Annotated in this window: 7 protein-coding genes; all 7 read right to left on the minus strand. The window is 66.7% G+C overall.

From position 1 onward, the window contains the following. From ACZ60G_RS06025 to ACZ60G_RS06055, 7 genes are read right to left on the minus strand one after another with little or no spacing between them, the layout of a single operon-like run. The gene (locus ACZ60G_RS06025) at nt 1-1,323 is read right to left on the minus strand and encodes an aminotransferase class I/II-fold pyridoxal phosphate-dependent enzyme (RefSeq protein WP_465807701.1); all 1,323 of its coding nucleotides are present in this window, start codon (nt 1,321-1,323) and stop codon (nt 1-3) included. Beyond that, complete coding sequence (locus ACZ60G_RS06030; protein ID WP_465807703.1) at nt 1,320-4,043, minus strand: PEP/pyruvate-binding domain-containing protein; 2,724 nt, start codon at nt 4,041-4,043, stop codon at nt 1,320-1,322. The genes ACZ60G_RS06025 and ACZ60G_RS06030 overlap by 4 nt, the downstream gene beginning before the upstream one ends. Further along, nucleotides 4,040-5,443, minus strand: coding sequence for a cytochrome P450 (locus ACZ60G_RS06035; protein WP_465807705.1), 1,404 nt, complete (start codon nt 5,441-5,443; stop codon nt 4,040-4,042). Before ACZ60G_RS06035 ends, ACZ60G_RS06030 begins: the two co-directional genes overlap by 4 nt. Further along, complete coding sequence (locus ACZ60G_RS06040; protein ID WP_465807707.1) at nt 5,440-7,155, minus strand: fatty acyl-AMP ligase; 1,716 nt, start codon at nt 7,153-7,155, stop codon at nt 5,440-5,442. The genes ACZ60G_RS06035 and ACZ60G_RS06040 overlap by 4 nt, the downstream gene beginning before the upstream one ends. Then, nucleotides 7,152-7,406 (minus strand): acyl carrier protein, encoded by a 255-nt coding sequence (locus ACZ60G_RS06045; RefSeq protein ID WP_465807708.1) that lies wholly within the window; start codon nt 7,404-7,406, stop codon nt 7,152-7,154. Before ACZ60G_RS06045 ends, ACZ60G_RS06040 begins: the two co-directional genes overlap by 4 nt. Then, nucleotides 7,403-8,242, minus strand: coding sequence for a nucleoside/nucleotide kinase family protein (locus ACZ60G_RS06050; protein WP_465807710.1), 840 nt, complete (start codon nt 8,240-8,242; stop codon nt 7,403-7,405). Before ACZ60G_RS06050 ends, ACZ60G_RS06045 begins: the two co-directional genes overlap by 4 nt. Beyond that, nucleotides 8,239-14,469 carry an aminotransferase class III-fold pyridoxal phosphate-dependent enzyme gene (locus tag ACZ60G_RS06055; RefSeq protein ID WP_465807711.1) on the minus strand — a complete coding sequence of 2,077 codons (6,231 nt, stop codon included), beginning with the start codon at nt 14,467-14,469 and terminating at the stop codon, nt 8,239-8,241. The genes ACZ60G_RS06050 and ACZ60G_RS06055 overlap by 4 nt, the downstream gene beginning before the upstream one ends.

Here is a 14,469-nt window from a genome sequence, read left to right on the forward strand (position 1 = left end):
TCAGCGGATCCCTTCTTCGGTCGGACCGATTTGCTCGGGATGGAAGGCGAAGCGGCGGGCAACGGCCGAAATATTCTCCAGCGCGAAATCCAGCTGGTCGCGACTGAGCGTGGCCATCATGCTGACCCGCAGTCGCTGCTGTTCGCGTGGGACGGCCGGGAATTCGACGCCGTTGACGAACACGCCCTCGGCGTGCAGCGCCGCGACGACCTCGGCGACGGCGAGGTGCTGTGGCACCAGGATCGGGATGATCGCGGTCTGCGGATCGACCGCGAAGCCCATTCGACGCAGTTCCCGCACGAAGTAGTCGACATTGTCGTGCAATTGGCGGATCCGCTCCGGATGCGCATCGATGAAATCGATGGCGGCGAGTACCGAGGCGACGACCGCCGGGGCCAGCGAGGCCGAGAACATGTACGAGCGTGCGAAGAACCGCAGCGTGTCCACCAGATCCTTCGACCCGGCCACGAAACCGCCGGTGGTGGCGAACACCTTCGAGAAGGTGCCCATGTACAGCTCGACCGATCCGGCCCCCATGCCGAAATATTCGGCGGTGCCGTGGCCGTGCGCGCCGAGCACACCGGTGCCGTGCGCGTCGTCGATGGCCAGCCAGGCTCCGAACGAATCGCACAGCGCCCGAATCTCCGGCAGCGGTGCGATATCGCCGTCCATCGAATACACGCCCTCGACGGCGACCACGATATTCGCGCCCGGATTGCGCCAGCGGATCTGCATGAGCCGGTGCCGTAGATGCCGAAGATCGTTGTGCTCGAAGGCCATCGAGCGGACCCGTCCGAGTTGGATGCCGTCATAGAGGCTGGCATGGCTCTGCTCGTCGTAGAGCAGGATGTCGCCCTTGCGCAGCAGGCCGGTCACCCAGCCCACATTGGCGGCGTAGCCGGAGGAGAACACCAGCGCGGATTCGCAGCCCTTGGTCTCGGCGAGGCGTTCCTCCAGCCGCCGGTGCACCGAAGTGGTGCCGTTCAGCAGTGGCGGTCCGCCGTGGCCCACACCGAATTCGCGCACGGCCCGGATGGCGGCTTCGACGATCTCCGGTTCGTTGCCGAGGCCGAGGTAGTTGTTCGACCCCAACATGATCAGGTCGCGGACCGCGTCGCCGTCGGGATCGCGGACCTGTACGACCGGACCCGCCGGCCCGGTGATCTCACGGAGGACGAATCCGGTGCCGCGCGCGTTCGCGACGTATGGCCGGAATTCCTCGAAGCGCTGTTCGAAGGTGTGCGCGGCGGGATCGAGGTAGTGCTCGAGGCTGAAGTTCTCGCCGTGCGCGGTCTCGTGCGGTGCGGCTGCGGTGGATGTCATGAGCTGTGTTCCTGAACGATGGTTGCGGTTCCGGCCCTGCCGTCGAGAATCAGCACATCCCCGCTGGCGACCAGCTGGGTGACGCCCGCAACGCCGACGACGGTGGGAATGCCGAGTTCACGGCCGATAATGGCGGTATGGGAGAGCGGGCTGCCCTTCTCGCTGACCAATCCCCCGGCGGCCACCATCAGGAAGACCCAACCGGGATCGGTACTGGCTGCGACGAGGATCTGACCGTCGACCACCACATCCGGTTCCGGGGTGGTCAACACCAGTGCCGGAGCTTCGACTCGGCCCGGCGCGCAACCGATTCCGTGCAGCACACTTCCGGAATCGCCGACGGGAGCCGGGTGGTCGAAGGCCGGATCGTTGATGCCGACGGCCGCGATTCCGGCCGTGACGATCCTCGACGGCAGTTGCTCGGTGCGCCACCGCTCGTGATCGCGCTTGCGTGTGGCGACCGTGCGCGCCGCATCGGTATCGACCGCGGTGCCCCGGGTAAGGGCCGCGATCTCCTCGTAGGTGAGCCAAAAGATATCGCGCGGATCCTCGAGCAGTCCGGCCGCGTACATCTGCCTGCCGTATTCTCGGAATACCCGTTTGACCAGGCCGAACGAGCGGCTGCGACCCAGCCGCATATTCTCGCGCTGTTTCACATGCTCGCGCGCCCGGCCGAGTGCGAACCGGAATGCCAAGCGTTGTGGGAGCTTTCCACGGAACAGCCTCGCCGCGGTGCGCTCCGCGTCGCGGCGGATCTGCTTCTCGCGCGCCGCCATTTCGTCGATGTTCTGACCGCCACGCAGGTAGTTGCGCAGCATTGGAACCAGTCGCTCCGGATGTTCGCCCAGCGGATCGGTTTCCAGCTTGAGCTCATCGACGGTACGGTCGCCGAACAGGGCGATATGCCGCAGGCATGCACCGCGGAAATCGGCGAATTCCGTTTGTACCAGGGCTTTCCACACTTCGTGCGGTTCCAGCGGCCCCTCGAACAGCTCACGCAGCCCGGCATCCGCCCGGACCGTCGCGGTCAGTGCGAGCACCGAGCGGACCGGGTCGACACTGTCGACACCTTCTTCGCCGCAGAACAATTCATTGCGCAAAGTGATGGCGGCTGTTTCGGTGAGGCCTTCGCGTTCCAGCAGCAGACCCACGACGTGGAACATCTGCTGGGCCAGAAAGTCATTGAAGATCTGCACCGCGTAGGCGGGGACGAGTTCGTGCAGGCAGCGTTCCATCCACTCCAGTAGCGCTTCCGGATCACGTTCCCGCTCCGGTGTTTCCGGGTCGAGCCGGTGGTCCAGATCGGCGGTGAAGGCCTGGAGTTCGGTGAAGAACGCGCGCAGCCGCCGCGGCAGCCGCAGCCAGCCAACGGTGATGATGGCGGCGATACGCAAGCGCAGCAGATACATCTTCGCCCGTGCCAGCCCGTGTTTCGGCGCGGCCGGGCGCTGATAGCGGTTCTCGATATTGAGTGCCGCCTCCCAGCCTTCGATGGCGAACTCCATGCCGGGGATCTGCAGGAACAGCCGGTACCAGTTGCTGATGTTGTAGTAGATGCGGCCGTGCGCGGTACCGACCAAATAGGGGTACAGACTCGCGGCATTGCGGTCGACGATGGCGTCGGTTGCGCCGAAATCCTTGTGACATGCCCGGAACACCTGCTCATAGGCATTCCGCAGGATCGAAAAGGTCAGCGGGCTGGACAGGCCGGGATAGGACTCCGCGACATTCACATTGTCGAAAACAGTTTCGCGGGCACCGGTCGCGGTGATCGGGCGGGCTTGGAGCAGGTACAGCACGCCCTGGGCGTCATAGGCCCATTCGACATCCTGTGGCGCGCCGAAAGCCTCGGCCAATCCTGTTGCGGTATCGACGAGTTCGACCACCTGCGTGTCGGTGAGTGTCTGATCGGTGACTGCGGCGATCTGCTCGATTACCGTGCCGGAACCATCGGCCGCGACCACGACCCGGCTCTGCTTCTCGGCCACCGAACGGGAAACGATCGTGCGCGCGGCGGTGTCGACGAAGTAGGTATCGCACTCCACGGTTCCGGCGACCACACCTTCGCCCAGGCCGAGAGCCGCCGAGACGACGGCCTCGCCCGGGTCGCCGGTCTGCGGGTTGCAGCTGAAGGCGACACCGGAGACCGCACCGTCGATCAGCACCTGAACCAGGACTGCGCAGTCGATCTCGGTATTGTCCAGTCCACGATGTGCTCGGTAGAAAAGTGACCGCTCCGAGTAGGCCGAGGCGAGCACTTCCAGCACCGCCGCCGATACGTCCGCCGGGGCGACATTCAGCAGGGTATCCAGTTGGCCCGCGAAGGAGTCCGTCGCCGAATCCTCGCCGCTCACCGACGAACGCACAGCCAGGCGAGCACCGGATTGTGCTGTGCGCTCAGCGATTTCGCGCACCTGCACGCCCAGCTCGGTGCTGATATCCGCTGGGATCGGCTGAGCACCGATGATCGTGCGGATCTCCTCCGACACCGCACGCAACGACGCCGGATGGGTGTGATCGAGCGAATCCAGCGCGTCGGCGATGGATCCGCGGATCGGTTCGAGGATGCGCGCACACGCGGCGGCACTCAGCACCACGAACGGTGGCACCCGGTAGCCGGCCGCGACGAGCCTGCCGAGATTCGCGGCCTTGGCGCCCACTTGCGGCGCCATCGTCACATCGGCGGCCAGTGCGGTATCGCTGACGGTCGTTCCGGTCATTGCGCGGCCTCCTGCATGGTCGTGGCCGACGGCACCGCGGACGCACGCCGGGTGAGCCGCACGAGTACCGGATCGGGGGTATTGGAGATCTCCGGGTTCTCCCGCACCCGCATCCCGTTGACGAGTTCGATGTCGTAGCGCGCCAACAGCATTGCGATGCCCACCCGTACCTCCATCAGCGCCATATGCTGGCCGACGCACAGATGTGCGCCCCAGCCGAACGGGAAGTAGCGGTACGGCGGGCGCGCCTTGGTCTGCTCCTTGGTGAACCGCTCCGGATCGAAGGTCAGTGGTGAATCCCAGAATTCGGGGAAGCGATGGTTCACGAACGGGCTGATCACCACGATCGCGCCCGGTTGCAGATCGAAGCGGTCGAAGCTGTCCGGTTCCACGGCGGTCCGGCTGAATGCCCACGCGGGTGGGTGCAGACGCATGGCCTCGTCGATCGCGCGCCCGGTCAGCTCCAGTGCTGGCAGGGCCCGGTCGACGCCGCCGGTCAGCGCGAGGGCGATATCGATCTCGTCGCGTACCCGCGCGAGCACCGCCGGGTTGTGGGCCAACTCGTAGATGGTCCACGCCATCGCGCCGCCGGTGGTCTCGTGTCCGGCGAGCAGGAAGGTGAGCACCTCGTGACGCAGTTGCGCGTCATCCATGGCGTGCCCGGCATCATCGCGGGCCGCGAGCAATCGGGCCAGCAGGGACGTCGCTTCGGCATCCGCTTCTCGGTGACGCTGGATGACACTGTCCACCACGCGATGTAGTCGTTCGCGAACCCCCTGGAAGCGGCGATTGGCCGGGGTCGGCACATTCGGCGGGACTTGGATGGGTGCGGCCATATGCCGCATCACCCACGAAACACCCTCGCGCACATCGTCTTCGATCTGGGGCAGGACACCGTCGATATCGGAGCCCATGACCGCGCGGCACACCACATCGGCCGCGACACCCATCACCTCGGGGACCAGGTCGAAGACCGTGCCCGTCGCGGCGTAGGCATCGAGACGATCGAGCATCCGCTGTCCGCACTCGAGCATGAGCGGAATCTCGGTGTCGACGTGACGGCGGGAGAATGCGGGTTTGATCAAGGCGCGCTGACGTTTCCAGAGTTCGCCGCCGCTGGTCAGGAGTCCGGGGCCGAGCAAGTAGTTCAGGCTCTGATAGCTGATCCCCTTCTCGTACTTGGCCGCATTGGTGACCAGCACCTGATTGATGTGCTCCGGCTCGACCAGCAGATGCATCTGCTGATGCACCAGCCGCAGCCGGACGCTGCCGCCGTGCGCGACGGCCTGCTCGTAGAACAGCGCGAGCGGGTCGGCGCGGTAATCCGGATACGCACCCAGTGGATGTCGCAGCGCCGGACCGCCGAGCCTGCGGCCACGGAACTTCGGCTGCACACTCATGCCGCGCCTCCGGCCCCGACCAGATCGTCCTCGGCCAGGAAAAGCCGCCTGGCCTCAGCGCGCTGCACCTTGCCGCTCGTGGTCTTCGGAATGCTGCGCGGCGGCACCACCCGAACCCCGGCGGGCAGCACACCGGTGCGCTTGCTCACCGCGACCCGCACCGCTCGGCGCAACGCATCGTGTTCGGTCGCCTCCGCACCGGATTCGACAATGAGATGCAACTCCTCCGAGAGCCCTCGGGTATCGGCATGACCGACCGCCGCGACACCACCGAGGCGCACACCCGCGACTTCCTGTGCGGCCAGCTCGAAATCGGTGGGCAGGTAGTTCGCGCCGCGGATGATGATCAGGTCCTTATGCCTGCCGGTGATGCGCAGCCTGCCCTCGCGCAGGTAGCCGATATCGCCGGTATCCCACCAGCCGTCCCGAGTGGCGGCCGCGGTCTCTTCGGGCAGCCGGAAGTAACCGATGGTCATCGATGGGCCGCGGAATTGGATGCGGCCGACCACGTCCGAACCGCACACCGCGCCGTCCTCGTCGACAATGCGTACCTCGGTACCGGGCAGCGGTGCGCCGCAGTCGACGATATGCATCACATCGAGGTCGTCTTCCGGAATGTCCAGGGCCACACCGTTTCCGGTGAGCGCCCGGCGCGACACCGAGTCGTAGGCGACCGGCGCGTGCGGGCGATTCACGGTGACCGCGAGGGATGCCTCGGCCATTCCGTAGCAGGGCACCAACGCATCCTTCGGCAGTCCCCAGGCCGCGAACCGGTCGACGAAACTCTGCACGGTCGGCGGATGGATCGGCTCCGCGCCGCAGAACAGGAACCGCCAGCTCGACAGATCGACGCCATCGAGTTCGGCGTCGGTAACCCGGGCGGCCGCATATCCGTATGCGAAATTCGGTGCCGCCGTATATGTTCCGCGGTATCGGCTGACCGCACGCAGCCAATCCCCCGGACTGCGCAGGAATCGGCTCGGCGGCATGAGCACCGCATCGATGCCACGGAATACCGGCGTCAGGAATCCGCCGATCAGCCCCATATCGTGGTGCAGCGGCAGCCAGCCGACCCAGGTGTCGCCCGCGCCCATCGCGGCGGCCTGTGCGATCTGTTCGCAGTTGGCGGCCAGATTCGCGTGGGTGATCTGCACACCTTTCGGTGTTCCCGTCGAACCGGAGGTCGCCTGGATGAACGCCAGATCTCCCGGTTCGGGAAGTCTGGGCGCCAGCGTCGGCGCGTCCGGCGAACAGGCCCAGGCGTGCAGCACATCGCCATCGATGGCGGCCACGGTTTCCGGCAGTGCTCCCCCTGCGAGCACCGACCGCGTCGCGACAACCGCAGCGGGTTCCAGATAGCCGAGCAGCCGAGTGAACTTGTCGCGGAAGATATCCGCCGAACCGAACCCGCCCGGCGTCGCCACCGCGGTCGGCACCGCGCCGAGCATCAGCGCACCGAAGAACGCCGTGACGAACTCCGGGGAGGTGGGCAGACAGAGCATCACCCGATCTCCCGGCCCGACCCCCTCGGCGGCCAGCGCGGCGGCGGTGCGTCCGGCAGCGGCCGCGAGATCGTCGTGCCGCCAGGCGATTTCACCGTCGGCGTCGCCGCGCTCCGGAACGAAAATCGTGGATGGCGCCGATGCACCACGCTCGGCGTCGGCCAGTAGCGCATGCACGATCGTCGGATGCTGGGGAACCAATTCAGTCACTGCTCACCCCGCACGTACCGCACGATCTCGCCGACCGTATTCAACTGTGCCGCGGCGTCTTCCGGTATGACGATGCCGAATGCCTGCTCCAGCTGAATGGTCAGCTCGATCGCGGTCGGCGAATCCAGTCCGTAGTCGATCAATTGTGCGGACGCGTCGATCTCGTCTGCCGAAACCCACAGCACCTCACCGACAACGGCGCGCACCCGCGCCTCGATCTCGGTGGCCGGGGTACCTGCCTGTGTACTCACCCGAGTAACTTCCCTTCCGTCACGCAGGCGCGGACCGACTCCTCGAGATCGACGCCGTCGCCGGTGTCGATGCGGTGGAATCCCACTTCGGGGAAGGCCACCGCGAGGGTGTCGCGCACCCGTAGATATCCGTCACGCAGGGCTCCGAGCCGCTCTGCCGTTTCATGGGCCTCCTTCGGCCCGTTCCCCGAACGTTCCGCACACCGTGCCGCGGCCTGTTCCGGCGGTGCGTCCAGCCAGAGCACCGCGTCGGGCAATGTCGTGCGAAAGCGGTCGGCGAAGCCGGGGACGGATTCGGTCACATCCCGGCGCACCAGATCCGCGATCTCCGACAGCAGCTCCCAGATATCCGGGGAACTGCCCAGACGCGTGGATTCCGACCGCTGCCAAGTGAGGATGTCGTCGAAGGTGCCCGGCCGGTGGCGCTCCAGCACGGCCGCGATCTCGTCGGCGCGATCGTGACCGTTCCATTCCGGGCGGGCCAGCGCGACATACAGGGGTCCGTAGACCAGCAATTCGATCAGCGGATGCCGTTCGAATACCAGCACATCCGGTGACCAGGTGCTCAGGATGAGCCGCTCCACCGGACCGAACAGCGTCATCTGCAGATACATCGCGGTGGCCTTCATTTCCAGGCTGCCGATTTCATCGCATCCGACGCTGAAGGCCTTGAGCTGCTCGGACAGGTCCGTCAGCGGCACATTGCGGGTGTTGTGGAAGTCCGGGCAGGTCATCGAGGCGAAAGAACCTGTGCCCGGTGCCAATTCGCGCAACCGTGCCATGACCGAGGACTTGCCTGCACCGTCGATACCGACAATCGCGACGCGACGGGTCACCGGTCGTCCTCCCGCAGTTGGGCCAGCACAGCTTTCGTGATGTCGGCGGGTGTGTCGGTGCCGTCCAAGCGGATCCAGCCGAACTCCTCCGACAGAACCTCCAGCGCATCGTGACTGCGCCGCTGGAAGGCCAGGAAGGTCTCCTCGTCGCCATAGCCGCTCTCGTAGTCGCTGCGCAACTGCTTGCGCCCCAACGCATCCTGCGGACTCACCGCGAGGTAGAAGGTGCGATCGGGTTCCGGGAAACCCGAAGCCAGCTTGCGCAGCACCGCCGGATCGCCGCCATGTGCGACCTCGGTGGCGAAGTACTTGTACCAGTAGGCATTTGCCAGCAGGATGTCCGGGCCGCGTTCGGCGGCGAGGTCGAAGGACAGCTGCATGGCGTGGAACAGGAAGTGCGCGCGACTCAGCGGGGACAGCAGTTTCAGATAGCCGTAGATCTCGGACGGACTGCGCCACGGCAGCTTCGAGGAGACCTTCGGATCCAGGAATGCGTCCCAAATGGTCATGGCGGCAACGCTTTGGCCCTGCGCCTCGAATTCCGCGGCGATGCGGGCCACCTGGGTGGTCTTGCCCGATCCGTCGGCACCGGCGATGCAGATCAGGCGTTTGCGTGTGGTCAGTGGTTCATCCGTTCTGGCGGCCGCCGGGCGTGGGTGCTCCGGGGGCGGTTGCTTGGGTTGGGTGGGGCGCAATGGCACTGCAGGTTTCGGCGGGATGGGCTCATTCGGCTCGCTGATCGGCAGCTCGTCGGGGACCTGCCGCTTGTCGGGGACCGGGCGCTTGTCGGGGACCTGCCGCTCGTCGGGGACCTGCCGCTCGTCGGGGACCTGCCGCTCGTCGGGGACCTGCCGCTCGTCGGGGACCGGGCGCTCGTCGGGGACCTGCCGCTCGTCGGGGACCTGCCGCTCGTCAGGGACCTGCCGCTCGTCAAGAACCGGGCGCTCGTCAAGAACCGGGCGCTCGTCAAGAACCGGGCGCTCGTCAAGGACCGGCCGCAGACGCTCCCGCGACCGCTCGGGATCTGTGACGACATCGAATCCCTGCCCGTTGTCCGAACCGGACGGCGGCGCAACCGGCTCGGACGAGACCGCAGTCTCCAGCACGCTGATGACCCCCGCACCGCCATCGACCCGGATCCGCTGTCCCGAGCGGACCGCCGTCGTCGCACCCGCGACATTCAGCACCGCCGGAATTCCGTACTCGCGCCCGATGACCGCCGCATGCGAGAGCATCCCGCCAACCTCGGTCACCACCGCTGCTACCAGCCCGAGGGCAGGCGTCCACCCCGGATCGGTGAACCGGGTGACGAGGATGTCGCCCTCGCGCAGCTGGTCGATATCGGCCAGCGAAGTGATCACCCGAGCGGTGCCCTCCGCAATGCCCGGACTGCAACCCAGCCCGGTCAGATCACCGTCGCCGATCTCGCGAACCGCGCCCACGGTGACACCACCACCCAGCTCATGCGGTGGCACGAGATCCCGGTAGCCCGCGTAAACCGCACGCCGATAAGCGATCTGCGGTGCGAGCGTCGAGATATCCACCCGCCCGGCCGCGAGATCACACAGCTCGTGGATCGACAGCTGGAACACGTCATCGGCCTGCTCGAGCGTGTCCGCCGCAGTCAGGCGCACCCCGGCCTCCACGACATATGCGCGCACAATGGCGTAGCACTGCGAGGAAAACTCCCGCATGCGTTCGCGCGCAACGAGATACCGGCGCATCCGCTCGATCTGCTTATCCAATGCCTTGGCGTGTTTCACCCGCGCCAGCGGCTTGGCCCGCACCCGCGTGCGCACCGCGGCGAGTTCGTTTTCGTAGCGTTTGCGCTGATCCACCAGCGTCACATCGGGATCCGCGGGCGCGGTGCCGTGTTCGAGCATGACCGCGATCATCGAGCGCACCCGCTCCGGCGCCTCCGACCAGCGCGGGCTGGTGAGATCCAGTTCCGCGTCGGCGTGGAAGCCCTGCTCGTCGAGGAAGGCATCGAGCGCCTTGGCCCATTCGGGACTGTCCAGGCCGTGATCGCCTGCCACCCGGTGCAATTCGACGATGCCGCGCTGCAACTGCATATGGCTGATATCGGCGAGCCCGCCCATCAAGTCGATGGCCGAGGTGGTCCCGTCGGTCGCGGCATCCACCTTGTCGAGCAGTTGCTTGAAGTCGGTCTGGACGCTGGAGTTGTTGTAGATGGTGGTGAAGTAGGTGCGCTCGGTGGCGGCGTGGAAGGTGAGCAGGCAGTCCGCCAGATCCGCGACGAAGGTGGCCTCATCGGTGTGCGGCAGTTCGCGTACGCGCTCGCGCCACACCGCGTATTTCGCGGGCCACTCCGCCGCGAACGCATCGACCACCGCGAGTTGATCCCGGTAGCTCTTCTGCACGGCCAGCGCCGCGGGCAGCGCCCTGGCAATGGTCTTGGCATTCGTCGGGGTGCGGTGCGGACCGTCGGGCCCGTAGTCGTTGAGCACACCGAGGTCGTCGTCGAAATGCTGCTCGTCGAAGCCGGGAATGCGGAAGAAGCACTTCTTCACCGCGCTGACATTCCAGTAGGCGCGGCCGTAGTACATGGCCATCCAGTCCGGTTCCGCGCCGGGTTCGGTGAGCTTCAACCGTTCGAAGAACTGCTGCATCGAGTACTGGAAGGCGTTGTCGTACAACGAGAACATCATCGGTGTGCAGACCCGCGCCGAGACGCCGCCGTCGCGCAGATCCGCGTCGGAGAACTGGTCGATATCGGTGCGCCAGCTGATCGCGGTAATGGCTCGCGCCTGTAGCAGCCACAGTTTCCCGTCGCCGTCGATGGCCCATTCGATGTCCTGCGGGCGGTGCCGGTGCGCCTGCACCGCGACCATGAGGGCGGCGAGTTCGGCTGTGGCGGTGGCATTCAGCTCGACATCCTCATCGCCCGCATCCCGCTCGACCACGGTGCCGTCGAACAGTCGCAGCGTGTACCTGGTCGGTGTGACATGTCCGGAGACGAGTCGTTCGCCGAGTCCCCGGCAGGCTTCGACGACCGCGTGGTCCTCGATGCCGGTGAGCGCATCGAGGCTGAAACCGACACCGGCACAACGCGCGTCGACCATCCGCTGCACCAGAACGGCGACCGAAGCACCGGCCTCGTGATAGCCGCGCCGGGCCAGATAGGTGCGAACTCGCTCGTTGTGCACCGATTCTCGGCACTGCTCGATATGTTCGCGCAGGGCCGTGACATCGGTGATATCGAGGTACGACTCGTACTGACCGGCAAAACTCGCGTCGTCGAGGTCTTCGAGCACACCACTCGAACGCGCGGCGACCGGGAAGCCGCCCAGCGCCCGTACCCAGCCGGTCAGATCCTCGTCGGACACCTCGGCCAGGTCGAGATCGGCCGTGACGACGAATCCGGGCGGCACCTCGAAGCCGGCCACGATCAATTCGTGCAGGGTGCCCGCCTTGCCACCGGCGCGGTCCGCTGCGAAATCGGCCGCGCCGAGGTACATCGGGACGGGGGTGGCTGCGGTGGGAGTTTCTAGCACAGTTGGAGCTCCTGTCGGAAGCAGAACCGGGCGCACGTCGTGACGAGCGGCCAGGTCGCGGGCGGCGCGCACGCCCGCCGCGGTCAGGCCGCCGTAGGACGGACTCGCCGTGCGCGGTTCGAAACCGAGCAGAACGGTTTCGGCCATACACGCGTAGACGACCCCGGCGGGCAGCCCGGTTTCGGGAAACGGGGGTGTCTGGCCCAGCGGCAGCGCCATGCGCCCGCCGGAGACCAGGGTGACATTCGGTTGCCGGGACACCGCAGGATCCACATCGCCGGGGACCGCGAGATCGACCACGAGCACCGGATGGTCGTCGGCCAGTACATCGGCGGTGACCACTGGCACGGCCGAATTCGTGGCGGTGAGGACGATGCGACAGGTACGCAGGGCGGTCAGGTCCTCACTGACCGTCACCGCACCGGGCAGGCCCGCGGCCACCCGCTCGAGCCGGGACGCCGATCCGGCGCGCCCGACCAGGGTCACCGAATCCGCGAGCGGCGCAAGCAGTTCCGCCATCACCGCACCGATGTTGCCGAGCGCGCCGAGTATGCCGACCTGGCGCTGCCCCGGTTCGAGACTTGCGAGTTCGGCTCGAACCACCTCGTAGGCGCAGGCCGCGGTGAGCGAATTGCCGGAGGTCACCTTGACGGTGTCCTCCACGACATCACGGGAGGCATCGGTGACGATGGACGTGTACCCGCCGAGCCCGATTACGCTGGCGCCCAGTGCGATTGCCTGCTCCACCGCCTCCAGCACCAGATCACGCAGCCAGGCGCGATGTCCGGCGCGCTGGCATTCGATGGTCTGCTCGGCCGAAATCGGCACCGCGATCAGACATACCTCGACCGTGGCGCCGGTCGGCGACGTGACGAGCTGTCTGGTCAGTTCGAAGGGTTCGGCCACCCCGCGCAGCCGTTCGAACAGTGCGGCGAATTGGCCATCGGACCATTCGGCCAGCTCTGGTGCGAATCTGCGCAGATCCGCGGCATCGGGCAGATTGGCCAGGAACACCACTCTGGTCGGAGCGTTCCAATCGCGGGCGACGTCTCGGGTGCGCCGCCGCGATGGTGATCGGCGTTCCGGCACCGGCCAATTCGTGGTGACCGGTGCGGCCAAGTGAGCGAGCAACCGGACGTAGTCGCCGCGGTGCAGCAGTGCGGCGAGATCGTCGAGCGCTGCCGTCAGTCGATCCAGCTCCGCGTCGGCGAGGAAGGCCGAGGGCTGGATGCGCAGTGTGGTCGGCGCGGAAAGCGTTGGCAGCATCCGAATCCGGTGGACGTGCAGCAGATACCCCGCCACCACGTATCCGAACAGCTCCGGATCGCATATTTCGCGCAGCAGCGCGGATGTCGGTTCCGGTGGCGACAGTTCGATGCCCTGCAGCAGCCCGCGGCCCCGCACGGCGAGGATCTCCCTGGGCCAGCGCCGTGCCACCGCGTCGAGCCGGGAGCGCAGCCGCGCACCGGTATCGCGGATGCGGATCTGGTTGTCCCGCAGCAGGTCCAGTGCGGCGGCGGCGACCGCGCAGGACAGATCGTCATCGGCGAAGGTCGAGGTGTGGTACCGGCCGAAGTCGGCGATCGAGCGTTGCCGGTCGACCAGCAGGGCCGAGATCTTCACCAGCCCGCCGCCCAGCGATTTCGAGAGCAGGTAGTAGTCCGCGCTCACCTGCGACGGCGATGCGGCGAGGAAGGTTCCGGTGCGCCCCATGCCCGACTGGATCTCGTCGAATACCAGGGCCGCCGTGTGCCGATCGGCCAACTCCCGCAATGCCCGCAGTGTCGCGGCCGGAACCTCGCGGACCCCGCCCTCGCCCTGGATCGGCTCGGCGAATACCGCGGCGATCGGCGAAATCCTGGTCCATGACCGCACCGGCCGACCCGTGCCGTCGAAGGTGATCCGGCATACCGGACGCAGTTCATCGGCGAACGCATTCGTCACCGCGTCCGGTTCCCAGGTGTCGAGCCTGCGCCGCTCCGGACCGGGCACCACCAGGTCCGCCGGCGTATCGGCGTGCTCGGTCAGGGCGAACGCGCCGGCGGTCTTGCCGTGGAAGGCACCGGTCAGCGAGACGAAAATCGGTCCACGCTGGCGCAATTCGTCGACCTCGCGCAGCGATTCGGTGAGCATCTCCGCGACCGGGCCGCCGTCGTCGTCGGAACCGTTGTCGCCCATGGCAATCGGGCGAACATCGTGCAGGCCGTCGCGCCGAACCCGGCGCAGGGTGCGCCGCAGTTCGGTCTCGAGATCGGCGAGGACACGGGCGTGCGCCACCGCCGCATGCCGGATCGCCGCCTCCACCGCATCGGCGCCGGTGGACCCGAACGTCACCACGTACTCGCGACCGCTCTCGGCGGCCACCGCTTCGGAAAGCCTTCGGGCTAGTCGCGCAGCCCCGGGCCGGACACTGCCCTGGGAGACGAACGGCGTCTGCTGATTCAGCCGGGCCGTCGCCACCCGCACCAGCGCCGGATGGTTGTGCCCGAACAGCGCCGCACCGAAACCGCCGACAAGATCCAATACCCGGGTCCCGTCCGACCGGATCAGATAGTCACTTTCGGCACCCGCATACACGACATCCAGGTGGCACGCACGTAGCAGCCGGGCCAGTCCGGGACGGTTGTGCCGGGCGAAATCATCGAATAATTCGTCTTCGGAAACAATGGCGGAGGAATTTATTTGTTCCGAAAACAGAACACCTGCCGACAT

It is taken from the genome of Nocardia sp. NPDC102475 (assembly GCF_055584605.1).

Bases quoted from the DNA above. Each gene is read 5' to 3' on its own strand.
- ACZ60G_RS06030 (WP_465807703.1), bottom strand. From the start codon at position 4,043: ATGACCGGAACGACCGTCAGCGATACCGCACTGGCCGCCGATGTGACG.
- ACZ60G_RS06025 (WP_465807701.1), bottom strand. From the start codon at position 1,323: ATGACATCCACCGCAGCCGCACCGCACGAGACCGCGCACGGCGAGAAC.
- ACZ60G_RS06035 (WP_465807705.1), bottom strand. From the start codon at position 5,443: ATGAGTGTGCAGCCGAAGTTCCGTGGCCGCAGGCTCGGCGGTCCGGCG.
- ACZ60G_RS06055 (WP_465807711.1), bottom strand. From the start codon at position 14,469: ATGTCGGCAGGTGTTCTGTTTTCGGAACAAATAAATTCCTCCGCCATT.